Annotated in this window: 20 protein-coding genes; 12 read left to right on the forward strand and 8 right to left on the reverse strand. The window is 63.5% G+C overall.

The annotated features are described in order from the left end of the window. Positions 1 to 14: 14 nt before the first annotated feature. Positions 15 to 1,265 (forward strand): FAD-dependent oxidoreductase, encoded by a 1,251-nt coding sequence (locus tag AC0L2Y_RS30165; protein WP_473561475.1) that lies wholly within the window; start codon positions 15 to 17, stop codon positions 1,263 to 1,265. A 65-nt stretch (positions 1,266 to 1,330) separates the two neighbouring features. Here AC0L2Y_RS30165 and phbB read toward each other — a convergent pair whose 3' ends face one another. Both phbB and AC0L2Y_RS30175 read right to left on the reverse strand, forming a co-directional pair. Beyond that, positions 1,331 to 2,056, reverse strand: coding sequence for an acetoacetyl-CoA reductase (gene phbB / locus AC0L2Y_RS30170; protein WP_473561476.1), 726 nt, complete (start codon positions 2,054 to 2,056; stop codon positions 1,331 to 1,333). Positions 2,057 to 2,159: 103 nt separating this feature from the next. Further along, on the reverse strand, positions 2,160 to 3,344 hold the full coding sequence (locus AC0L2Y_RS30175) for an acetyl-CoA C-acetyltransferase (protein ID WP_473561478.1): 1,185 nt from the start codon (positions 3,342 to 3,344) through the stop codon (positions 2,160 to 2,162). A gap of 278 nt (positions 3,345 to 3,622) precedes the next feature. On the opposite strand from AC0L2Y_RS30175, the gene phaR reads away from it, so the two are divergent. Further along, positions 3,623 to 4,231: a polyhydroxyalkanoate synthesis repressor PhaR gene (gene phaR, locus AC0L2Y_RS30180; protein ID WP_473561480.1), complete on the forward strand. Its 609-nt coding sequence runs from the start codon at positions 3,623 to 3,625 to the stop codon at positions 4,229 to 4,231. Between the two features lie 68 nt (positions 4,232 to 4,299). Here the strand turns inward: phaR and AC0L2Y_RS30185 are convergent, their stop codons facing one another. Then, positions 4,300 to 5,448 carry a citrate/2-methylcitrate synthase gene (locus AC0L2Y_RS30185; protein ID WP_473561481.1) on the reverse strand — a complete coding sequence of 383 codons (1,149 nt, stop codon included), beginning with the start codon at positions 5,446 to 5,448 and terminating at the stop codon, positions 4,300 to 4,302. A 92-nt stretch (positions 5,449 to 5,540) separates the two neighbouring features. On the opposite strand from AC0L2Y_RS30185, the gene AC0L2Y_RS30190 reads away from it, so the two are divergent. The 6 genes from AC0L2Y_RS30190 (at position 5,541) to AC0L2Y_RS30215 (ending at position 13,770) form a co-directional block, all read left to right on the forward strand. Further along, positions 5,541 to 6,629: a citrate synthase/methylcitrate synthase gene (locus AC0L2Y_RS30190; protein WP_473561482.1), complete on the forward strand. Its 1,089-nt coding sequence runs from the start codon at positions 5,541 to 5,543 to the stop codon at positions 6,627 to 6,629. A gap of 201 nt (positions 6,630 to 6,830) precedes the next feature. After that, a complete protein-coding gene (locus tag AC0L2Y_RS30195) occupies positions 6,831 to 7,613 on the forward strand; it encodes a 3-hydroxybutyrate dehydrogenase (protein ID WP_473561484.1) in 783 nt (260 codons plus the stop codon). 26 nt (positions 7,614 to 7,639) lie between these two features. After that, positions 7,640 to 8,770, forward strand: coding sequence for a patatin-like phospholipase family protein (locus AC0L2Y_RS30200; protein ID WP_473561501.1), 1,131 nt, complete (start codon positions 7,640 to 7,642; stop codon positions 8,768 to 8,770). A gap of 383 nt (positions 8,771 to 9,153) precedes the next feature. Continuing rightward, entirely contained in the window at positions 9,154 to 10,335 is a 1,182-nt protein-coding gene (locus AC0L2Y_RS30205; protein ID WP_473561486.1) for an efflux RND transporter periplasmic adaptor subunit, read from the forward strand. A gap of 2 nt (positions 10,336 to 10,337) precedes the next feature. Further along, positions 10,338 to 13,514 (forward strand): efflux RND transporter permease subunit, encoded by a 3,177-nt coding sequence (locus AC0L2Y_RS30210; RefSeq protein WP_473561488.1) that lies wholly within the window; start codon positions 10,338 to 10,340, stop codon positions 13,512 to 13,514. A gap of 97 nt (positions 13,515 to 13,611) precedes the next feature. Further along, entirely contained in the window at positions 13,612 to 13,770 is a 159-nt protein-coding gene (locus tag AC0L2Y_RS30215) for a DUF3309 family protein (protein ID WP_352564626.1), read from the forward strand. Between the two features lie 65 nt (positions 13,771 to 13,835). Here AC0L2Y_RS30215 and AC0L2Y_RS30220 read toward each other — a convergent pair whose 3' ends face one another. Continuing rightward, positions 13,836 to 14,795: an SDR family oxidoreductase gene (locus AC0L2Y_RS30220; protein WP_473561490.1), complete on the reverse strand. Its 960-nt coding sequence runs from the start codon at positions 14,793 to 14,795 to the stop codon at positions 13,836 to 13,838. A gap of 94 nt (positions 14,796 to 14,889) precedes the next feature. On the opposite strand from AC0L2Y_RS30220, the gene AC0L2Y_RS30225 reads away from it, so the two are divergent. After that, complete coding sequence (locus AC0L2Y_RS30225) at positions 14,890 to 15,801, forward strand: LysR family transcriptional regulator (protein WP_473561491.1); 912 nt, start codon at positions 14,890 to 14,892, stop codon at positions 15,799 to 15,801. Here the strand turns inward: AC0L2Y_RS30225 and AC0L2Y_RS30230 are convergent. The 4 genes from AC0L2Y_RS30230 to AC0L2Y_RS30245 all read right to left on the reverse strand — a co-directional run bounded on the left by AC0L2Y_RS30230 (position 15,759) and on the right by AC0L2Y_RS30245 (position 18,693). Continuing rightward, positions 15,759 to 16,940, reverse strand: a complete 1,182-nt coding sequence (locus tag AC0L2Y_RS30230; protein ID WP_352564622.1) for an MFS transporter — start codon at positions 16,938 to 16,940, stop codon at positions 15,759 to 15,761. The two genes, AC0L2Y_RS30225 and AC0L2Y_RS30230, sit on opposite strands and share 43 nt — an antisense overlap. Before the next feature lie 146 nt (positions 16,941 to 17,086). Beyond that, positions 17,087 to 17,548 (reverse strand): cupin domain-containing protein, encoded by a 462-nt coding sequence (locus AC0L2Y_RS30235; protein WP_352564620.1) that lies wholly within the window; start codon positions 17,546 to 17,548, stop codon positions 17,087 to 17,089. An 11-nt stretch (positions 17,549 to 17,559) separates the two neighbouring features. Then, entirely contained in the window at positions 17,560 to 17,868 is a 309-nt protein-coding gene (locus AC0L2Y_RS30240; protein ID WP_473561493.1) for a DUF1244 domain-containing protein, read from the reverse strand. 27 nt (positions 17,869 to 17,895) lie between these two features. Beyond that, the gene (locus tag AC0L2Y_RS30245) at positions 17,896 to 18,693 is read right to left on the reverse strand and encodes an N-formylglutamate amidohydrolase (protein WP_473561495.1); all 798 of its coding nucleotides are present in this window, start codon (positions 18,691 to 18,693) and stop codon (positions 17,896 to 17,898) included. Positions 18,694 to 18,979: 286 nt separating this feature from the next. On the opposite strand from AC0L2Y_RS30245, the gene AC0L2Y_RS30250 reads away from it, so the two are divergent. The 3 genes from AC0L2Y_RS30250 (at position 18,980) to AC0L2Y_RS30260 (ending at position 22,154) form a co-directional block, all read left to right on the forward strand. Further along, on the forward strand, positions 18,980 to 19,426 hold the full coding sequence (locus AC0L2Y_RS30250; protein ID WP_473505739.1) for a DUF1036 domain-containing protein: 447 nt from the start codon (positions 18,980 to 18,982) through the stop codon (positions 19,424 to 19,426). Next, entirely contained in the window at positions 19,423 to 20,853 is a 1,431-nt protein-coding gene (gene pyk, locus AC0L2Y_RS30255) for a pyruvate kinase (protein WP_352564615.1), read from the forward strand. The genes AC0L2Y_RS30250 and pyk overlap by 4 nt, the downstream gene beginning before the upstream one ends. A gap of 218 nt (positions 20,854 to 21,071) precedes the next feature. Then, positions 21,072 to 22,154 carry an NAD(P)H-dependent flavin oxidoreductase gene (locus tag AC0L2Y_RS30260; RefSeq protein ID WP_473561498.1) on the forward strand — a complete coding sequence of 361 codons (1,083 nt, stop codon included), beginning with the start codon at positions 21,072 to 21,074 and terminating at the stop codon, positions 22,152 to 22,154. The last annotated feature ends 8 nt before the right edge of the window (positions 22,155 to 22,162 follow it).

The raw sequence follows: 22,162 nt of genomic DNA on the forward strand, positions 1-22,162 counted from the left end.
AATGGAGAGAGAAAATGTTGCCCGATACAACGGACGTCCTGATTGTTGGCGCCGGCCCGACCGGCTTGGCGCTGTCCATCGTGCTGCACCAGGCCGGGGTCGACCATGTTCTGATCGACAGGCTTGGGGAGGGCCTTCAGACCTCGCGGGCTGGCGTCATCCACGCTCAGACGCTGGAAGCGCTGGAGCCGCTGGGCGTCACGCAGCGGCTGAGCGAACTTGCCCTGAAGCTGCAGAATTTCGCCATCCGCGACCGCAACCGGGCACTGCTCAAGCTCGATTTCGGAAGGCTTCCGTCGAGGCATCCCTATCTGATGATGCTGCCTCAGAATCTCACCGAGCAGGTGTTCGCCGAGCGGATTGCCGCCCTGGGCGGCGTGATCCACCGCATGGTCGAGGCCAAGGCCGTGGTTCAGGACACTGACGGTGCGTGCGTGACGGTGGTCGAGAACGGCCGCGAGAAGATCATATCGGCACGCTACGTCGTTGGCGGCGACGGCATGCACAGCCTGGTGCGCAGCTCGGCCGGCATCGAGTTCGACGGCGCGGCCTATGAGGCGTCGTTCGTTCTCGCCGACGTTCGTCTCGACTGGCCGGTTGGGCCAACCGAGGTGTCGCTGTTCTTTGCGCCAGCCGGGCTGGTGGTGGTGGCGCCGCTTCCGGACGGATCGTACCGCGTCGTCGCGACAATGGACGACGCGCCGGAAAAACCCGCGGTCGCAGACATACAGCCGCTGCTGGACAGCCGCGGACCGACCGGCAAACGAGGCCGGGTGCTCGACCTGAAATGGAGCTCGCGTTTTCGCGTGCATCACCGCCTGGTCCGGTCATACCGCAAGGACCGGTTGTTCCTGATGGGCGATGCCGCGCACGTACACAGCCCGGCGGGAGGGCAAGGCATGAATACCGGCATCGTCGACGCGGTCGTGCTTGGTCAGTTGCTTGGCGACGTGGTGAACGGCATGCGCCCGGAAGCGGAGCTCGAACTCTATGAAACACTGCGACGCCCGGCGGCCCAGGAGGTGCTTGACCTGGCTGGTATGATGACCGGCATGGCGCTTACCCGCAGTCCGGTGAAGCGGTTCGTCCGCAACCTCGTGCTATCGGTGCTGAACCTCACACCATTCCTGAAACGCCGCATCGCCTTGAAGCTGTCGGGCCTCAGTCGGGCGCCGCTTGCCCGTCTGCCGGCACCCGCGTGCGAGGCAGGTGCAATTGCCCGAACCCAGCCTGAAGCCAGCCCAGCGCTGAAGCTTGCCGCGTGACGGCGCGGTTATCTGCCCGTACCTGCCGTCGGGCCGGTACGGGGACATCCGCGACATCCCAAGCCTCAGCTAATGTACTGACCGCCATTGGCTGATATGGTCGAGCCGGTGATGAAACCGGCATCGTCGGAAGCGAGGAAGACGACGCAGCGCGCGATCTCCTCCGGCTCGCCGAGACGGCCGACCGGGATGTGCGGGATGACGCGCTCGTTAAGCACCTTCTCGTCCATCGCCTTGACCATCTCGGTGGCGATATAGCCGGGGCAGATGACGTTGACGGTGATGCCGGCGCGCGCGCCTTCCTGGGCCAGTGCCTTGGTGAAGCCGATATCGCCGGCCTTCGAGGCCGAATAATTGACCTGGCCGACCTGGCCTTTCTGGCCGTTGATCGAGGAGATGGTGATGATGCGACCGAACTTGCGGTCGCGCATGCCGCCCCACAACGGATGCGTCATGTTGAAGACGCCGGAAAGGTTGGTGTCGAGGACCTCTTTCCATTGCTCGCGCGTCATCTTGTGGAACATCGCGTCGCGGGTGATGCCGGCATTGTTGACCAGCACCGAGACGGGACCGAGGTCGGCCTCGATCTTTTTGATGCCGGCGGCGCAGGCCTCGTAGTCGGCGACCGACCATTTATACACCGGGATACCGGTCGCGGCCTTGAACTTTGCCGCCGCTTCTTCATTGCCGGCGTAGTTTGCGGCCACCGAATAGCCGGCGCTTTTCAACGCGACCGATATCGCCGCGCCGATGCCGCGCGACCCGCCTGTGACGATTGCAACCTTTGTCATGTGTCCTCCCGGGAAATGCAGATGACTGAGCGTTGAAGCGGTGGGGTTTGCCCTCTACTCCCTACTCGCTTGCGCCAGCATCCTATTCGTATCGCTTATCTCATCACAATGCTTCCACGCACATGGCAACACCCATGCCGCCGCCGATGCACAGCGTCGCAAGACCTTTCTTGGCACTTCTGCGGCGCATCTCGTAGACCAGCGTGTTGAAGATGCGGGCGCCCGAGGCGCCGACCGGATGGCCGATGGCGATGGCACCGCCATTGACGTTGACGATCGCCGGGTCCCAGCCCATGTCCTTGTTGACGGCGCAGGCCTGCGCGGCGAAGGCCTCGTTGGCTTCGACCAGATCGAGGTCGCCGACCGACCAGCCGGCCTTGGCCAGCGCCTTGCGCGAGGACGGGATCGGTCCCGTCCCCATGATCTGCGGGTCGACACCGGCGGTCGCCCAGGAAACGATACGCACCAGCGGCGTGATGCCGCGCCTTGCGGCTTCCGCTTCGGTCATCAGCACCACGGCGGCGGCTCCGTCATTGATGCCGGAAGCATTGGCTGCTGTCACCGTGCCGTCTTTGTCGAAGGCGGGCTTGAGCTTGGTCATGGCGTCGATCGTCGCGCCATGGCGGATGTACTCGTCCTGGTCGACTATCGTGTCGCCCTTCCTGCCCTTGACTGTGAAGGCAACGATCTCGTCGTTGAATTTTCCGCCTTTCTGCGCAGCCTCGGCCTTGTTCTGGGAAGCCAGTGCGAACTGGTCCTGGTCGTCGCGGGTGATTTGGAACTGGCGGGCGACGTTCTCCGCGGTGTTGCCCATATGATAGCCATAGAAGGCATCGGTCAGGCCGTCCTTGATCATGGTGTCGATCAGCTTGAAATCGCCCATCTTGACGCCACCGCGCAGATGCTGCGCATGCGGAGCCATCGACATCGATTCCTGGCCGCCGGCAACGATGATCCTCGCGTCGCCCTGGGCGATCTGCTGCATGCCGAGCGCGATGGCGCGCAAGCCCGAGCCGCAGAGCTGGTTCAGGCCCCAGGAGGTCGCCTCCTGCGGCACGCCGGCGGCCATTGCCGCCTGCCGCGCCGGGTTCTGCCCTTGAGCCGCGGTCAGGATCTGGCCGAGAATGACCTCGTCCACCTCCTTGCCGTCGACGCCGGCACGGACCAGCGCTTCCCTGACGGCGACCGCACCCAATTCATGGGCTGGCGTGTTGGCGAAGGCGCCGTTGAAGGAGCCGACGGGCGTGCGCGCCGCACTGGCGACAACGATGGCGTTGGAAGCGGACATGTTCTTCTCCAGGCTTTCGGGGAACGATTTCGGGTGCCGTCGGGGACTTTTCTTGCCCTTTCCACAACCCGAGTCAAACCCGAAATGGGTAAGGCGTTGCTCCGTCGCAAGCAGGCCGCGCGTCGCGGCGACGGCAGCCCATCCGTGCTGCGCAGCATAAAATGTTCTCGCACTGCACAAACTGCTTGGATTCATGACGCTTTTGCGCATATCCTTTAAAAAGGCGCAATCGTTACCGGCGGCTTACTTAAGCTGCCCGGTGTCCGGGGAGGATGCAGATGGCCGCAAAAGACGAACCTATTGTTATCAAGAAATATGCCAATCGCCGTCTCTACAATACGGGCACCAGCACCTATGTGACGCTCGAGGATCTCGCTGAAATGGTCAAAAAAGGCGAGGACTTTACTGTCCAGGACGCCAAGACCGGTGACGACATCACGCATCCGGTACTGACCCAGATCATCTTCGAGCTGGAGAACAAGGACGGGCAGAACATGCTGCCGATCCCGTTCCTGCGTCAGCTTATCGCCTATTACGGCGACCAGATGCAGATGATCGTGCCGAGCTTTCTCGAGCAGTCGATGCTGGCCTTCTCCAAGGAGCAGGAACGCCTTCGCGAGCAGATGAAAGATGCCCTCGGCAAGTCGCCGATGGACATGATGAAGATCGCCACGCCGATCAAGGTTCTGGAGGAGCAGACTCGGCGCAACATGGAAATGTTCCAGAACGCCATGCGGCTGTTCACGCCGTTCCCGCCCGCGGGCTCTGCGCCGGCAGCAGCACCACCCGAACCGGCCAAGAAAGAAACACCGGAAAAACCCGACGACCTTCAGGAGCTGAAGGAGCAGATCGCCGCGATGCAGCGCAAGCTCGATACGATGTCGTGACTGCCGGCCGGCGAAGCGCCGCGTCGAACCTTCGCTAAAGTGCCGCTGAGACGTCGCAAACAGCGCGGCTAGAGCCGCTCCGGCAGCGGTCCCTGGTAGCGGGCGCGCGGCCGGATCAGGCCGTTGCTTGTCACCTGCTCCACGGCATGCGCGGCCCAGCCGACGCCGCGGCCGAGCGCGAACAGGCGGAACGGCGCATCGGACGGCAAACGGAGGCTGCGCGTCACCGCAGCCAAGGCGAAATCGACGTTCGGGCGCATGCCTGTTGCCGCAAAGGCCGCATCGCAAAGCCTTGACAGCCCATCATCGACATCTATCGCGGCCAGCAACGGCTCCGCTCGCGGATCGCCGTCGGGATAAAGCGGATGGCCAAATCCGGGCAGTGGCCTGTCGTGACCGAGCCAGCGACCGACAGCCGCATCCGGCCCCAATCTCTGCGCATCCTCGCCCAACATCATGACCGCCTCCGCAGCGTCGCCATGGCGCGGACCGGAGAGGGTGGCGAGGCCGGCAAGCAGGCAGGCCGAAACAGGTGCACCGGTCGACGCAGCGACCCGCGCGGCGAAGGTCGATGCGTTCAGTTCGTGATCGGCCAACAGCACGAGCGAGCGGCGGATCAAGTCTGCGCCGGCAGCATCGAGGGACCAGCCCTGCGCCAGCCTTTCATGCACGGCACCGCTTCCGCGAACCGCGCCGAGCGCCAGGGCCAAAGCGGCGATAGCGCCGGCCGCATCGTGGTTGGGCGAAGCCAATCGGCGGCCGAGCGAAGGCCGTCCGTTGGCCGCCAACGCGGCCAATTCCGCGAAGGCCGCCGGCCGACCAGTTGCGCCGTTGCCATGGCGGCTCGCCGACCCGAACGACACTGGTGCGCCAGATGCCCAAAGCAGGTTTGCCGTCTGCTCCAGCGTGGCTGTCTCGGAGAGCGTGACCGCATCCTGGCCGCGATAGACGAGGCGGCCGTGCAAAACGGTCGAGATCGTGGTGGCGATCGCCGGCTCACCCCAGGCAATTGCACTTTCGGCTATTGCCTGGGGATTTCGGCCGCGCGCCCGGCGGCTCGCCAGCGCCGCGATGTCGTCGGCGCGATACTGGCTGCGGCGTGGGTCGGCCCGATCCGGCCGCATGCCAATGCGTCCGCGGCTGACATAGGCATAGAGGGTCTGGGCGCGCACCCTGAGACGCTCCAGGGCTTCGTCCCGCGTCAGCCACTCCGTCATGTCAGCCTTGTCATGTTGATTCAGTTGATCAAGATTGATGGTCCAGTCGCCAACCCTTATCTACCGCCCGGAAAGGGTCAAGGAGAAAACCAATGGCGAATGGGCTCGATGATGTGGTGGCGGCGGAAACGGTGCTCTCCGATGTTGACGGTCTTGGTGGCCGCCTGACCATCCGGGGCCATTCGTTGCCCGACCTGGCAGGCCGCTGGAAATACGCCGAGGTGGTTCATCTGCTGTTCGACGGCTTTTTCGACGATCTTCCCGACGGCAGGGAGCTGGCGAACGCGATCGGTCGGGCGCGCAGCGAAGTGTTCGAGCGGATCGAACCCTTGCTGCCGTTTCTCGCATCCCTCGATATCTACAGCGCGATGCGCGCCGGCATTGCCCTGCTGCCGGATAGTGACAAATTGCCGGACGCGCTGCGGCTGGTTGCAGCACCTGCCGTGCTGACGCCGGCCTTGCTGCGCTTGCATCGCGGCGAAAGCCCGATTGCGCCTGATGGCAAGGCCGATCATGCCGCCGACATGCTGCGGATGCTGACCGGCATTGCGGCCTCGCCGAAATTGGCGAAGGCGCTCGATACCTATCTGGTGACGGTTTGCGACCATGGCCTCAACGCGTCGACCTTCGCCGCGCGCGTGGTCGCCTCGACGCAGGCTGGGCTTGCTTCGGCGGTGCTGGCCGGGCTCGGAGCGCTCAAGGGGCCGCTGCATGGCGGCGCGCCAGGTCCGGTGATCGAGATGCTGGACGCGATCGAGGCGCATGGCGACGCCGCCGGCTGGCTGCGCGACGAGATCGGGCGCGGCCAGCGCATCATGGGCTTCGGGCATCGCATCTACCGCGTGCGCGATCCGCGTGCCGACGTGCTGAAAGCGGTGGTGCGGCAACTCGGCGCCAAGGGCGAAGCCGGCCACCGGCTGGCGTTTGCCGAAAGCGTGGAGCAAGCGGCGCTCGAAGTGCTTCGCATCGCCAAGCCGTCGCGCTCGCTCCAGACTAATGTCGAGTTCTTCACAGCACTTCTGCTGGAAGCGGCGGGCTTTCCAAAAGAGGCGTTCACCAATGTCTTTGCTGCCGGGCGCGTCGCCGGCTGGATCGCCCATGCGCGCGAGCAGCAGACGAGTGGACGGCTGATCCGGCCGCAGTCGCGCTATATCGGGCCGGTGCCGGACCTCGTCGCCTGAGGATTTTTCCCCGAATGCTTTACGGAAACCGGCCCGCTACAGCCGATGCCGGACACCTCTCTCTTCAAGATGAGAGAGGTCTACATGACAAAAATTTCATGTCATTGCTCCACACATCCGCTGTTCTTGGGTGACAGAGAACCTATATGCTGCAGTGCAGCATGGTTCCACGGGAGCCCGCCTCGAAAGGAATAGGCCGCCTTGACCGCTAGAAAAACCGCCATCGTCACCGGTTCAACCTCGGGCATCGGCCTGGCCATTGCCCACGCACTCGCGGCCGAAGGCTGCAACATCGTCGTCAATTCCTTTTCCGACACCGCCGACGACCACGCCATCGCCGACGCGATCGCGAAGCACCACAAGGTGAAGACCGTCTACGTCAAGGCCGACATGTCGAAGCCGGCCGAGTGCCGGGCTTTGGTGGCGAAGGCAGCCGAGACATTCGGCTCGATCGACATCCTGGTCAACAATGCCGGCATCCAGCATGTCGCGCCGGTTGAAAGCTTCCCGATCGAGAAATGGGATGCCATCATCGCTATCAACCTGTCATCGGCCTTCCATACGATCGCAGCCGCCATCCCGTTGATGAAACAGGCCGGTGGCGGCCGGATCGTCAACGTCGCCTCGGCCCACGGCCTGGTCGCGTCGCCGTTCAAGTCGGCCTATGTCTCGGCCAAGCATGGCATTATGGGCTTGACCAAGACTGTCGCCCTGGAGTTGGCGCGCGACAAAATCACCTGCAATGCCATTTGTCCGGGCTATGTGTTGACGCCGCTGGTCGAGGCGCAGATCCCCGACCAGATGAAGGCCAACAAGATGGACCGCGAGACGGTGGTCCGCGAGGTCATGCTCGAAAAGCAGCCGACCAAGGAGTTCGTCACCGTCGAGCAGGTTGCGGCGGCCGCGGCGTTCCTATGCTCGGATGCGGCGGCGCAGATCAACGGCACGCACATCTCTGTCGACGGCGGCTGGACCGCTCAGTGAGCCTTCCAGCGGTCAAGGGCCACGCCATGCCGAAAAACGGCAAGGCGGAAGAGCCAAAGAAGATCAACATCGCGCTGCAAGGCGGCGGTTCGCACGGGGCATTTTCCTGGGGCGTGCTCGATCGGCTGCTCGAGGACGGGCGCCTCGATATAACGGCGGTTTCGGGCACCAGTGCCGGCGCCATGAATGCCGTGGCGCTGGCCGACGGCTTTGTCCGCGGCGGGGTCGAGGGCGCGCGGCGGAAGCTCGATGATTTCTGGCGTGCGGTGGCGGCAAAGGGCCGCTTCAGCCCGGTGCAGCGCATGCCTTGGGACGTCGCCTGGGGCAATTGGTCGATCGAGAACACGCCCGGCTATTTCCTGTTCGATACGATGTCTCGGGTATTTTCGCCCTATATCGCCAATCCGCTCGCCATCAATCCGCTGCGCGACGTGGTCGAACGTGAGATCGATTTCGATAATGTGCGCGCCTGCAAGTCGATGGAACTGTTCATTTCCGCTACCAATGTCGAGACCGGCCAGTTGCGGGTCTTCTCGGACGGCGAGATCGACCTCGACACGGTGATGGCGTCGGCCTGCCTGCCGCAATTGTTCCGTGCCGTCGAGATCAAGGGCGTGCCCTATTGGGATGGCGGCTATGGCGGCAACCCGGCACTGTTCCCGTTCTTCAAGACCGCGGCCACCGAGGACGTGCTTTTGGTGCAGATCAATCCGGTGGTCCGCGAGGGGACGCCGAAGAGCGCCAATGAAATCCAGAACCGCATCGACGAGATCACCTTCAATGCCGGGCTGTTGCGCGAATTCCGCTCGATCGCCTTCGTCAAGGAATTGATCGCCGCCGGCCGATTGCCGCACGGCGAATATCGCGACATCCGCATGCACCGCATCGACGCCGACGAAGCGTTCAAGGATCTGTCGGCATCGTCCAAGGTCAATGCCGAATGGGCGTTTCTTGCCTATCTGCGCGACCTCGGCCGCACCGCAGCCAGTGACTGGCTGGAAGAAAATTACGACGCCGTCGGCAAGCGGCCGACGATCGATCTGTCCGGCGAGCTCGACGACGGCTTGAAGCCGGTGCGCGGGCCGGCGCCGGGCCGGAGGGTCAAGGAATTTCTTGCGGCGCGCAAGCAGCCCGAGGCCGCCCGCCGTCCGGCCTAGAACGGTTCATCGCTGCACGGAAACGCCGAACCGCTCTATTTTTTTGTTTTGACGCAATTCCGGACGGAAAACCGTTTCACACATTTTCTGGAATTGCTCTGGCTCCTCCGCAAAGCAGATGACATCGCAATCTGTCCAATCATCCTGACACTTGCTGCCATACCGCTGTTTTGGCGATCAACAGCCGATGCTGCAGCCGCATCTTTGCGGACAAAGCAACAATCCATCAACTTTTCTGACTATATTGCGACGCAACTTTGAGGTAGAAGCGCGCTTCGCCGATCACGGCAATTTGAATACGGCCTCGCGCGCACCCATATCGGCGACGCGCCCCAAGTAGAAGATGCGGCCTGGCCGAACCCCGCGCACTGGAAAAAATGACGATGCCGAAATTCAGGTTTCACAAGCTTGCAGCCATTGTTGTGCTTATCGGGTTCGCCGGCTGGATGGCGACAGGCGAATTCTCGTCCGTCGGCAGCGCATCCGCCGACAACAAGCCCAAGTCAGGAGAGGTCGACCAGCCCAAGGCCGCCGACGCAGCCAAGCCGGGGACTGCCGGGGCGGAACAGCCCAAGGCGCCCTTGCGCACGGTCGCGGTCATAACCCCGCCACGGCGCACCTATGCACGCGCTATCCGCATTTCCGGACTGACCGAAGCCGATAAGCGCGCCGTCCTGGCGACACGCGTCGCCGGCGTCATCGACAAGCTGCCGGTCAAGCAGGGTCAGCACGTCAAGACCGGCGACCTGATCCTGATGCTTGCCGCCGAGGAAAAAATCTCGGCGGTCGACAACGCCAAGCAGCTTGTCGTGCAACGTGAGGCAGAGCTGGCTGCTGCCCTGCGGCTGATGAAAACCGGCAACCTGCCGACGCTGCAGCTCGATACGGCCCGCTCCAACCTGTCGCTGGCCAAGTCGCAACTGGACGCCGCGCAAGCTGAGCTCGACCGCAATGAGGTGAAGGCGCCCTTCGACGGCGTTATCGACCGGGTGCCGGTGGAGCTTGGCAGTTCGGTGATGCAGGGCGGCGAGGTGGCTACCATTCTCAGCCTCGACCCGGTGATTGCACGCGGCGAAGTCAGTGAACGCGATCTCGGCTATCTGAAGATCGGCGACAAGGCGAATGTGCGTCTGGTCAGCGGCCAGAATGTCGAGGGCATCGTGCGCTACATCAGCCGGGATGCATCTTCGGCAACCCGTACCTTCCGGGTCGAAGTCGCCATCCCTAACGCCGATGGTTCCGTACCGGCCGGCATGACGGCCGAAATCGCGCTCAGCGCCCAGCCGACCGACGCCGTGATGCTGCCGCGGTCGGTGGTGACGCTCGGCGACAAGGGCGACCTCGGCATCCGCGCCGTCGACAAGGACGACAAGGTCGTGTTCTTCCCGATCGACCTGGTCGACGACACGCCGACCGGCCTGGTGCTCGGCGGCATTCCGGCCGACGCCCGCATCATCGTCGCCGGCCAGGAGCTGGTGAAGGAGGGCGAAGTGATCAAGCCGGTCGAGGCCGACCAGGCGACCATTCAAAAGCTGTTGGGCGAAGCGACGACCGGGACGCAGTAATCATGGACATCGTCAAACTTGCAATCAGCAATGCCCGGCTGACCATTGCGGTCCTGGTCTTTCTCATCGTTGCCGGTGCGGTCGCCTACCAGTCGACGCCGAAGGAAGCGGAACCCGACGTCCCGATTCCGATGATGTATGTCAGCCTGATCTACCAGGGCATCTCGCCGGAAGACTCCGAACGCCTCCTGCTGCGGCCGATGGAAGCCAAGCTGAAGAGCCTGAAGGGCTTGAAGGAGATGCGCTCGGCCGCCTTCCAGGGCGGCGGTTATGTGCTGGTCGAATTCCAGCCACAGACGGATCTCGCCACCGCGCTGCAGGACACGCGCAGCAAGGTGCAGGACGGCAAGGCCGACCTGCCGCAAGCGGCTGAGGAGCCCGTGGTCTCCGAGGTCAACATCTCCGAATTCCCCGTCCTTGTCGTGACGCTGTCGGGCGAGGTGCCCGAGCGCGTGCTGACGGCGGCGGCGCGCGAGCTGCGCGACCGCATCGAGGAAGTGCCTGGCGTGCTCGAGGGCTCGCTGCAGGGTGCCCGCGACGACCTCGTCGAAGTGGTCATCGATCCGATGAAGCTGTCTTCCTACGGGCTGCAGCTCGACCAGTTGATCGGTGCGGTCGGCGCTTCCAACAGTCTTGTCGCGGCCGGCAACATCGAAGGGTCCGAGGGCAAATACGCGGTCAAGGTGCCCTCGCTTATCGAGACGCCAGAGGATGTGGCGGCGCTTCCGGTCGTCGCCGGCCCCAATGCGGTGGTGCAGGCCAAGGATATCGCCACGATCCGCTCGACCTTCAAGGACGCCGAGACGGTTACCCGCCTCGACGGCAAGCCGGCGATTGCCATCGAGGTGAAGAAGCGCATCGGCTCCAACCTGATCGATACGATTGGCAAGGTCAGGGAGGTGTCCGACGCCTTCATCAAGACAATGCCGGAGGGCATGCACGTCACCTACACGCAAGACAAGTCCGTGTTCGTGAACCAGTTGCTCGGCGATTTGCAGAACCACGTGATGATCGCCGTCATCCTGGTGTTCATCGTTATCCTCTATGCCCTGTCTGGCCGTGCCTCGCTGCTGATCGGATTGGCCATCCCCTCATCCTTCCTGATCGGCATCCTGTTGCTGGCAATGATGGGCTACACGATCAACATGATCGTGCTGTTCAGCCTCATCCTGGCGGTCGGCATGCTGGTCGACGACGCCATCATCGTCACCGAATTCGCCGAGCGACGCATGAGCGAGGGCATGCCGAAGGAGCAAGCGTTCGCGCTTGCCGCCAAGCGCATGGCTGGCCCGGTCATCGCGGCGACGATGACGCGCATTGCCGCCTTCTCACCGCTGTTGTTCTGGCCGGGCATCATCGGCGACTTCATGAAATATATGCCGATCACGCTGATCGTGACGCTCTCGGCCTCGATGCTCTATGCGCTGGTCTTCGCACCGACGCTGGGCGCCATATTCGCCAAGGCGCCCGCCCATCACCCCGACGACAATCGCGACGGCTGGTACATGGCCGTGGTCAAGCAGGCGGTGCATTATCCCATCACCGTGCTTGTCCTCACCGTGGCGCTGTTGTTTGGCGTGGGCTACGCCTATTCGAAATTCGGCGCCGGCGTCGAATTCTTCCCGAATGTCGAGCCTGACTACGGCCTGCTCTATGTCCACGCCCGCGGCAATCTTTCGCTTGCCGAAATGGACGCGGCCACCAAGACGGCGGAAAACCGGCTGCTCGGCTGGCCGGGCGTGAAGTCTGTCTATACCCGTGTCGGCAAGACGCAGGGCGGCGGCCAGGACGTTCCGGAAGACGTGGTCGGCGTGATCCAGTACGAATTCGTCGACTGGCGCGAGCGCAAATCGGCGAACTCAATCCTGGACGAACTGCGCGGCGTGATGGCCGGCATCCCCGGTGTCGACGTCGAGGTTCGCGTGCCGGAAGCCGGCCCGCCCACCGGCAAGCCGATCCAGATCAGGCTTTCGGCCGTCGATCCAAAGGGCCTTGACGACAAGGCCCGCGCCGTTGCCGCGCGCATTGCCAAGGTGCCCGGCGTCATTGATATTTCCGACGGTCTGGCGCCGCCCGGCGTCGACTGGGCGCTTGAAGTCGATCGCGCCAAGGCGGCGCAGTACGGCATCAGCCCGACCGCGGTCGGAACGGTGGTGCAATTGGTGACCAACGGGCTGAAGCTCAGCGAGTACCGGCCCGCCGGCGCCGATGACGCTGTCGACATCAGACTGCGCCTGCCAGAGGATCGGCGCACGCTGTCGACGCTCGACGAACTTCGGGTGCAGACTGCGCAAGGCTCGGTGCCGATCTCTAACTTCGTCGTACGCAAGCCGGAGCCGACGGTCGGTATCCTCAACCGCATCGACGGTGCGCGAACGGTGGTCGTCCAGGCCAACGTCGCTGCCGGCGCCCAGGTGGCTGCCGTCCAGCAGGAGGTCACCAAAGCTGTCGCAGACATGAACCTCGGCAGCGGCATTCGCTGGAAGCTTGCCGGTTCGAATGAGGACAGCGCGGAGGCCGGTGCCTTCCTCAGCAAAGCCTTCGGTGCGGCGATCTTCCTGATCTTCATCGTGCTTCTGGCGCAGTTCAACAAGTTCACCAGCGTCTGGCTGGTGCTGTCCTGCGTGGTCATGGCGACGATCGGCGTGTTCCTCGGGCTGCTGCTGACAGGCGAGGCATTCGGCATCGTCATGTCGGGCATCGGTGTCATCGCGCTGGCCGGCGTGGTGGTGAACAACAACATCGTGCTGATCGACACCTACGACCGGTTGCGTGAAGAGGGCTGGGACAAATACGAAGCCGTTCTGCAGACCTGCCGCGAACGCGCCCGTCCGGTGGTGCTGACGGCGGTGTCGGCGATCCTCGGCGTGCTGCCGATCGCTTTCGGCCTCGGCCTCGAAATCTTCCATCACGAGACAACGATCAACGCGCCGTCGACGCAATGGTGGATTTCGCTGTCCTCGGCGATCGTCTTCGGGCTGTCCTTCGCCACCGTGCTGACGCTGGTGGTGACGCCGTCGATGCTGATGGTGTTCACTCGCGCCAAGCTCAAACCCGGTGCGCGTCGTGGCTGGTTCAGTCGTCTGTTTGGGCGTCGCAAGGCCGACATCCCGTCGAAAGGCCCGGACGCCGATCTGGGCGCCGAACCGGCGATCGCCTTCCCGAAGGCCGCCGAATAGAGTCGGATCGCCGTCCTGATCAAGCAAGGCCGCCCTGGAACAATGGGCGGCCTTCTGCATTGTTCCGTCATTGCAACCTCAAAGCGAGGATTTTCTGATGACGATCAGCACCATTCTCGTCATTATTCTTATTCTTATCCTGATCGGCGCGGTTCCGGCGTGGCCGCATTCCCGGTCTTGGGGTTATGGACCATCCGGTATCGTCGGCGTCATCCTGATCGTTGTCCTGGTGCTGCTGTTGATGGGCCGGATCTGAGTGTAACCTCTCTCCCGAACCGCGGCGGATGACCATCTGGCCATCCGCCTTTTTTTGGTTTGTTGTTAGGCAACTTTTTGCGTCGTCTTGAGCGTGGCGATGCCGATATCCTCGAGCGCTTCCGACACTGCATCTTCCAGCGGCGTGTGCGGGATCGTACCGATAACGCTTTCCAGCCTGCCTGAAACGAGCCGGTGCGGCTCGAAGCGGAGATAGGACATCGAAACGATCTCGCGCCACATAGCCACGAACGGGCTGCCGGCGCGCAGCACCCACCACGGCATCATCGTCAGTTTCAACGTGCGCCCGAGCGCCTTCTCCGCGGCCGCCTTGATCTCCAGATCGGTCACCGCATGGCCGGGAAAGTTCAGCGCCTCGTAGAAGCCGAGCTTGTCGAGATTGTCAGCCAGTCCGACGAAAGCCTTGGCCAAGTCGGGCAGATAGGCCCATTCATGCACGAGATCGACCGGTCCCGGTGCCGTATAGATACCCTTAGTCATCTTGGCGGCAACAACCAGATCGAACCACGATCCGCTGCCGGTGCCGCCGAAGAAATCACCGGCGCGCAGCAGGATCGTGCGCACCCGACCTGCGTCGGCCTCGCGGCGAAACAGGTCCTCCATGGCGACGCGGATACGGCCCTTTTCCGTCGTCGGGCGAAACGGCGTGACTTCAGTGATCACCGCCAGCATCGGCGAGCCGTAATTGTAAACGGTGCCCGGGAAGAGATGCAGTGCGCCATTCGCCCGGCAGGCAGCCATGACGTTCTCGGCCATCGGCAGGCATTTGCTCCAGTCGGTGTAGAGCGGGTTGAGGCCGTTGAAAATGATATCGACGCCTTCGGCCGCGCGGATCAGCGCAGCACGGTCGAGCGCGTCGCCGGCGATCGCCGTGGCGCCTTTGAGCTCGGCCGGCACCTTGCCGCTGCGGGTGACGGCACGGACATCGTAGCCGGCCTCGAGGAAGGCCTTGGCCACCGTGCGGCCGAGGCGGCCATTGGCGCCGAGAATTGCGATCTTGGTCATTGTTCGTCTCCGTGTTTGCGCTACGACCGCAATGTGATCTCCTCGCAAACGAATGGAAATTGACGAAAGCTGGCGATCTGATATTCAATTTTGAATGGACATAGACTGGAACCTGATCAAGAGTTTCGTCACGGTGGCGGAGACCGGCAGCCTGTCAGCCGCCGCGCGAAAACTTGCCGCAAGCCAGCCGACGCTCGGCCGCCACATCGCCGAGCTGGAACAGGCGCTCGGTGTCACCCTGTTCCGGCGTGGGCGGCGCGGCTATGCGCTCACGGAAGCGGGCAGCACGCTCTTTGAACGGGGTCGCGCGGTGAGCGAACAGGCGAGCGCCTTTTCGCTGCTGGCGCTGGGATCGGTCGAGGCGATCGAGGGTACGGTGCGCATTGCCGCTAGCGAGGTGGTGGCGGCCTATGTGCTGCCGGAAATGACAGCGAGGCTTGGCGTCGAGGAGCCCGGCATCGAGGTCGAGATCGTCGCCTCGAACCAGGTCGAGAATCTGCTGCGTCGCGACGCCGACATTGCCATCCGCATGGTCAAGCCGGCGCAGAATGAACTCGTCGCGCGCAAGGTGACCGATATTCCGCTCCGCGCCTGCGCGGCAAAATCCTACCTCGACCGGCGTGGCCGTCCGCGCGAGGCCCGCGATCTGGTCGACCACGATCTGGTCGGCTTCGACCGCAGCGATGGGATCATTCGCGGCTTCGCCCAATTCGGCGTGCCGCTCACCCGCAATGCCTTCCGCTTCAGGACCGACAATCAGATGGTGCTTTGGGAAGCGGTGCGGGCGGGAAACGGCATCGGCTTTGGCCAGGAGCCGCTGGCTGAGCGCGATGCGCTGGTGGAAACCGTGCTGCCGGACCTCCCGCTGCCGATGCTGCCGGTGTGGTTGGCCATGCACCGCGACGTGCGTACCAGCGTGCGCATCCGCCGCGTGGCGGATTTCCTGTCCGAAGAGTTGAAGCGCTATTCAGCCGGTGCTGCCTCGGCAGCGAATTCGGCGCGGTGAGCGAGCCCAGCCATCACCAGCACGACGATCAGTAGCCCAGAGAGAGCGACGAAGATCGGGCCGAAGCTCGAGTGTTCAGCGATGAAGCCGATCGCCGACGGCGCCACCAGAATGCCTGAGTAACCCATTGTGGTGACGACGCTCATGCCGGTGCCGGACGCCATGCCTTCCTGGTTGCCGCCGGCCGAAAAGATGATCGGCACCATGTTGGCAATGCCGAGGCCGCAAAAGGCAAAGGCGGCAATGGCCAGCCAAGGCGAGGGCGCCAGCCCGGCCACCAGCATGCCGGCAGCAGCGGCAAGAGCCGAGGCGCGCAACGTCGTAACGGCACCGAAACGGTTGCGAACGCCGTCGCCAAGAAAGCGCATGACGGCCATGACGCCGGAAAAGGCGGCGTAGGCCAGGCCTGCGATGGCAAGATCGGCGCCGAGTTCCTGCCGGAGATACAGCGCTGCCCAGTCGAGCACCGCGCCTTCGGAGATCATCGTCAGCAGCGCCATAAGTCCGACCAGATAGACCAGCGGGTTGGCCGGCAGCGCGAATTTGTGGTGCTCGGCGATTGGGTGCTTGTCCTCGGCGATCAGGTAGCGGACCGCTACGGCGATGACGGCGAAGGCAAGAGCCGTCACCATCGTCGCATGGGCGAGGTGACCGTAGTTCTGGATGGCGAAACCGCCCAAAGCGCCGCCGGCGAAACCGCCAAGGCTCCAGAAGCCGTGTGAGGACGACATGATGGCACGGGACAGCCGCCGTTCGACTGCCACTGCATTGGCATTCATGGCGACGTCCATGCCGCCGATCGAACCGCCGAAGATGAACATGGCGACTGCTGCAAGGGGCACGTTGGGGGCCAGAGCCACGACCAAAAGGCCGAAGCTGCCGGCAAGTCCGAACCAGCGCAGCACGGTGCGCGAGCCATGCTTCGAGATCAGATGGCCGCACCAGGTCATGGCTGTGACGGCGCCGGCGCCGAACAACAGAATCAGCAGGCCGAGCGTGAACTTGCTGATGTCCAGCCGGGTCAGGAACACCGGGATCTGCGGCGCCCAGCTGCCGGTCAGGAAGCCATTGGCGAGGAAGATGCCGGCCACTGCCCAGCGTCCACGAATCGCGGTCTGCGTGATTTTCTGCGCGTCCATCGGGTAGAATCCGGTCCGGAAATGGCTTTGCGCGGCAAATTAGATCGATTCAATTCACAGTCAAGCGCTCTTCGCCGAAAGTGCTTGGACCAGGCGCTACGTCCTCTCGCGTCGGCCAACCATCTCGGCGGTCCACTCCGAAATCCCTACTTTTCGGAATAAGGCGTGCCATCCTTGTGCACAAACCGGCCGTCGGCGTTGGTGCTCATCATGTCGATGTCAGAGCAGGTGGTTACATCGGCGGGCCAGCGCGAACCGACTTCGAGATAGATCGCCATCGCGCCCGATTTGTTGATCATGTGATGACCGTTGCCTGAGCCTTTCGGAAAGGCAGCGCAATCACCGGCGCGCAGCACCGTCTCGCCGGCATCTTCGACGAGCGTCAGCTCGCCTTCGAGCACGTAGACGAATTCGTCTTCGTGCGAATGCCAGTGGCGCTGGCTCGACCAGTTGCCCGGCGGCAGGCGCATGAGATTGATGCCGAAGTCGGTGAGCCCGCCGGCGTTGCCCAGCCGCTGCCGCACGCGTTCGGCACAGGGTGCATCGAACGGCGGTGGATAGGATGAGCCCTTGCGTCCGGGCACGTCGGCAACGTCAATCTTAGGCACGGCGTCCTCCCCTAGTGATCCCTGGGGCGCCTTGCCTCGAACTCGGCCTTCTTGGCGTCGGAGGCTTCGACCTGGTTCAGTGCCTGCCACTCGGCATAGGGCATGCCGTAGATGATCTCGCGCGACTGTTCCTTGCTGAGTTCGACACCTTCGGCTTGCGCCGCATCGCAGTACCAGTTGGACAGGCAGTTGCGGCAGAAGCCGGCGAGGTTCATCAGGTCGATGTTCTGTACGTCGGAACGCTCGCGCAGATGCGCGACCAGCCGGCGGAAGGCAGCGGCTTCGAAATCGCGCTTTTGTTCGTCGCTGAGTTCGGTCATGTCTTGTTGGCCTCCCTTGGGCCTCAATCATACCGGCCCGGTGCGCGAGCCGAATATTTTCACCTGGTGTATATCGGCACGTCGATCTATCGCGTCAACGATCGGCGCCAGCCGTTCGGCCCAGGCGAGGGCACCCTTGCGGTCGGCGATCAGGTCCTGGCGGATCTCGAGCAGCGCATGGGCAAAGCCGTTGACGATGGCGTGCCTGAACATGGTATCGCCGCGCAATGCGCCGTCATAGGGTTCGTTATCGCCGACGATGAGGCTCTTGTCCTCGGAGAGCATGTCGATCAGCGGCCGCGCCACGCGGTCGTCGAGATCCCACAATATGCCGACATGCCACGGCCGCACGAAGCCCTGCATGGTCGGCGTGAAGGAATGCACCGAAAAGATGAAGGGTGCCTGCGCGGATGCTTGCGCCACAGAGGCGATCATGGCGCCGATGGCATCATGATAGGGGCGGTAAAAACGGTCCAGCCGTCTTTCGCGCTCCTCCGGGGCCATGGGATAATTTCCCGGGATGACGGTGCCGTCATAGAGCTGGCGAATCAACGTTGGATCGTCTTCGCCGCGATTGGGGTCGATCAGCAGTCGCGAAAAATTGGCAAGCACCGCCGGAACGCCGAGCAGACTTGCGAGTTCGCGGGTTACAGTCTCGACGCCGATGTCGTAGGCGATGTGGCGGTCGAACTCCGCCACGGGCAGGCCAAGGCTGCCATACTCCTCCGGCAGGTCGCGGCGGGCGTGATCGGCCAGAAGCACCATGCCGCGCTTGCGATCGCCTTCGACGATATCGAAAGGCGCGAAAACTGTGGATCGGGTCATTGGCGGGAAAGGTCTGTTCGCTGGCTTCCGGGGAGGGTGGTATCGTCATTCCACGAAGAGAACGCTCGCGCAATGCCGTTGTTTGGCCACGGTTTCTGCCAAAAAACTGAGCAGGGGCGACCGCAAGCGCGCCAGAGCCTTCTAAATCGATTGGAATTGGACAGATCGGCGCGTTGACATGCGTGCGGACTTTTCCGAAAAGGGGCGTTGAGAGATGCAAATGTGGTTCTTGAGGGGTTTTGGGATGGGTTTCGCCGGCAGGCTGCGTGTGCGCCATGCCTTGGCCATGCCGCTCCTGATACCGGCCATGGGCCTTTTCGCGGTGATTTCGGCCTCGCCGGCACGGGCCGATTTCCGGGTCTGCAACGCCACGCAGAACCTGGTTGGTGTCGGCATCGGCTATCGCGCCAAAGCTGGCTGGATCACCGAAGGCTGGTGGCACATCGAAGGATCGAGCTGCAAGACGCTGATCGAGGGACCGTTGTCATCAAGGTTTTACTATCTTTATGCAGAAGACGCCGAGCGCGGCGGACGCTGGGATGGCCCGATCAACATGTGCGTGGCCGAAAAAGAGTTCAAGATCGCCGGCGTTACCGATTGCGTCGCCCGCGGCTTTCAGCGCGCCGGATTCCAGGAATATGACACGGGCGAGCAGGCAAGCTGGATGGTCCAGCTGACTGACGAGCCCGCAACGGATGGCGCTCCAGCCGCCCCGGGAACAAACAGTCAATGAGACGCAGCCGCAAGGTCAAGATCCTCGCCACCATCGGTCCGGCCTCCTCGTCCGAGGAGATGCTGAAGAAGCTGTTCGAAGCCGGCGCCGACGTGTTCCGCATCAATATGAGCCACACCGACCATGAATTGATGCGCACACTTGTCGGCCGCATTCGTGCCGTCGAGGAGGCAGTCGGCCGGCCGATCGGCATTCTCGCCGACCTGCAAGGGCCAAAGCTGCGCGTCGGCAAGTTCGCCAACGGCAAAGAGGTGCTGACCGTGGGCCAGACCTTCACGCTCGACGACAATCCCGAGCCCGGCAATTCGACGAGGGTCTACCTGCCGCATCCCGAAATCCTGCGTTCGGTCGAGGCTGGTCATCGCCTGCTGATCGACGACGGCAAGCTCGAGCTCAAGGCGGTCAGCGGCAACGGCAAGGCGATCGTCTGCACCGTCGTCGCCGGCACGATCATTTCCGACAAGAAGGGCGTCAGCCTGCCCGACACTGACCTGCCGGTCGGCGCGCTGACGGAAAAGGACCGCCGGGATCTCGACGCGGTTCTGGCGACCGGTGTCGACTGGGTGGCGCTGTCCTTCGTGCAGCGGCCCGAGGACCTGGCCGAAGCGCGCAAGATCGCACGCGGCCGGGCGCTTATCATGGCCAAGATCGAAAAGCCGCAGGCCGTCGCCCGGCTGGCCGAGATCATCGAGCTTTCGGATGCGCTGATGGTTGCCCGCGGCGATCTCGGCGTCGAGATGCCGCTCGAAGCCGTGCCTGGCATCCAGAAGCAGATCACCCGCGCTGCGCGCCGCGCTGGCAAGCCGGTGGTGGTCGCCACGCAGATGCTGGAATCGATGATCACCGCGCCGGTGCCGACGCGCGCCGAGGTCTCGGACGTGTCGATCGCGGTGTTTGAAGGCGCCGATGCGATCATGCTGTCGGCGGAGTCCGCCGCCGGTGCCTATCCGGTCGAGGCGGTGGCGATGATGAACCGGATCGCTACCAAGGTCGAAACCGACCCGACCTATGCCGGCATTATCAACGCGCAGCGCTCAGAACCGGAAGCAACCGGAGCCGACGCCATCTCGCTCGCCGCTCGCGAAATAGCCGAGACGCTGAAGCTGTCGGCGATCATCACCTATACCGCGTCCGGCACAACCGGCTTGCGCGCCGCGCGCGAACGGCCGCAAGTGCCGATCGTTGCGCTGTCGCCGATCCTCAACACGGCGCGGCGGCTGTCGCTGTTGTGGGGCACGCATTGCGTCGTTTCTCCCGACGCCATTGACCTCGACGACATGGTCGATCGCGCCTGCCGCATCGCCTTCGACGAAGGCTTCGGCAAGCCGGGCGACCGTGTCATCATCACGGCCGGAGTGCCGCTGAGGACGCCGGGATCGACCAACATGCTGCGCATCGCCTATGTCGGATCGGAAGTCGGCCGCTAACGTCGGCCGCGGCTGCCGGATAGGCCGGCTGCATGGCGCGTCGTAAACACGGCGCCAGCCCGGCGCATCGACGGCAGGTAGATCAGGGTCGACGCCGAACTCCCGCCCGCGTGCATTAGCCTGTGGCCGGCCGCGAGCCGGTTCGGAGCCCCCATCCGACTTGAGCTGGAGGTCAGTTAGGGTAAAATCTCTCCTGGGAGAAAGAGGAGGGTGATCCAATGTGGATGCGCACTGATCTTCTGGAACTCCTCGGCATTGAGCACCCGATAATCCAGGCGCCGATGAGCGGCATCGCCACGCCGGAACTGGCGGCGGCAGTCAGCAATGCCGGGGCGCTTGGCTCGCTCGGATGCGGCATTCTGCCTGCGGCGGCTATCCGCGAGCAACTCACGGCGACGCAGCACGCCACCAATCGTCCGATCAACGTCAACTTCTTTGCGCACCCGCCGCCGGCACGCGATGATGCGGCAGCCCAAAGCATGCGAGACCGCCTTCGCGGCTGCTATGAGGAGGTCGGCCTCGGACCGGTGCCCGAGCCGGGCGAGCCCTTCCCCACCTTCGATCGTGAGCGTCTCGAAATTGTGCTCGAGCTGCGCCCCAAGGTGGTCAGCTTCCACTTCGGCCTACCCGACACCGCAATTGTGCAGCAGTTGAAGGCCGCCGGCTGTACTGTCTTGTGTTCGGCTACCACTGTCTCGGAAGCGCGCCAGCTTGAGGCAGGAGGGGTGGACGCCATTATCGCCCAGGGATACGAGGCGGGTGGGCATCGCGGCACATTCACTGGCGACCCTGCTATCGGCACTGCCGGCACTATGGCCCTCGTACCGCAGATTGTTGATGCCGTGCGGGTGCCTGTAATTGCCGCCGGCGGTATCTTCGACGGTCGCGGCATTGCTGCCAGCTTTGCACTTGGTGCATCTGGTGTGCAGATCGGCACGGCTTTCCTGGCCTGTCCTGAAGCCAATGTGCAGCCAGTCTATCGCGTAGCATTGCGCTCGGCCAACGACGAGAGCACGTCGGTGACTCGCTGCTTCACTGGCCGCCCAGCGCGCGTGGTGCGCAACCGGTTTGTGATGGAAATGGCTGGTGAGGAAGATGCTGCGCTGGCGTTTCCGCTACAGGCGAGTCTGGTCATGCCGCTTTCGATGGCAAAGGATGAAAGCAAGCGGGCTGATTTCTTGCCCATTTGGGCCGGGCAGGGCGTTGCGAAGATCCGGGAGATGCCGGCCGCCGCCCTTGTGGAGAAACTCGTCACGGAAGCAAGCGGCGTAGATCGGGCCTATAGGGGAGTAGGGGAGTAGGGGAGTAG

The sequence above is a fragment of the Mesorhizobium sp. WSM4830 genome (assembly GCF_055811495.1).

Bases quoted from the DNA above. Each gene is read 5' to 3' on its own strand.
- AC0L2Y_RS30165 (WP_473561475.1), top strand. From the start codon at position 15: ATGTTGCCCGATACAACGGACGTCCTGATTGTTGGCGCCGGCCCGACC.
- phbB (WP_473561476.1), bottom strand. From the start codon at position 2,056: ATGACAAAGGTTGCAATCGTCACAGGCGGGTCGCGCGGCATCGGCGCG.
- AC0L2Y_RS30175 (WP_473561478.1), bottom strand. From the start codon at position 3,344: ATGTCCGCTTCCAACGCCATCGTTGTCGCCAGTGCGGCGCGCACGCCC.
- phaR (WP_473561480.1), top strand. From the start codon at position 3,623: ATGGCCGCAAAAGACGAACCTATTGTTATCAAGAAATATGCCAATCGC.
- AC0L2Y_RS30185 (WP_473561481.1), bottom strand. From the start codon at position 5,448: ATGACGGAGTGGCTGACGCGGGACGAAGCCCTGGAGCGTCTCAGGGTG.
- AC0L2Y_RS30190 (WP_473561482.1), top strand. From the start codon at position 5,541: ATGGCGAATGGGCTCGATGATGTGGTGGCGGCGGAAACGGTGCTCTCC.
- AC0L2Y_RS30200 (WP_473561501.1), top strand. From the start codon at position 7,640: ATGCCGAAAAACGGCAAGGCGGAAGAGCCAAAGAAGATCAACATCGCG.
- AC0L2Y_RS30205 (WP_473561486.1), top strand. From the start codon at position 9,154: ATGCCGAAATTCAGGTTTCACAAGCTTGCAGCCATTGTTGTGCTTATC.
- AC0L2Y_RS30210 (WP_473561488.1), top strand. From the start codon at position 10,338: ATGGACATCGTCAAACTTGCAATCAGCAATGCCCGGCTGACCATTGCG.
- AC0L2Y_RS30215 (WP_352564626.1), top strand. From the start codon at position 13,612: ATGACGATCAGCACCATTCTCGTCATTATTCTTATTCTTATCCTGATC.
- AC0L2Y_RS30220 (WP_473561490.1), bottom strand. From the start codon at position 14,795: ATGACCAAGATCGCAATTCTCGGCGCCAATGGCCGCCTCGGCCGCACG.
- AC0L2Y_RS30225 (WP_473561491.1), top strand. From the start codon at position 14,890: ATGGACATAGACTGGAACCTGATCAAGAGTTTCGTCACGGTGGCGGAG.
- AC0L2Y_RS30230 (WP_352564622.1), bottom strand. From the start codon at position 16,940: ATGGACGCGCAGAAAATCACGCAGACCGCGATTCGTGGACGCTGGGCA.
- AC0L2Y_RS30240 (WP_473561493.1), bottom strand. From the start codon at position 17,868: ATGACCGAACTCAGCGACGAACAAAAGCGCGATTTCGAAGCCGCTGCC.
- AC0L2Y_RS30245 (WP_473561495.1), bottom strand. From the start codon at position 18,693: ATGACCCGATCCACAGTTTTCGCGCCTTTCGATATCGTCGAAGGCGAT.
- AC0L2Y_RS30250 (WP_473505739.1), top strand. From the start codon at position 18,980: ATGCCGCTCCTGATACCGGCCATGGGCCTTTTCGCGGTGATTTCGGCC.
- pyk (WP_352564615.1), top strand. From the start codon at position 19,423: ATGAGACGCAGCCGCAAGGTCAAGATCCTCGCCACCATCGGTCCGGCC.
- AC0L2Y_RS30260 (WP_473561498.1), top strand. From the start codon at position 21,072: ATGTGGATGCGCACTGATCTTCTGGAACTCCTCGGCATTGAGCACCCG.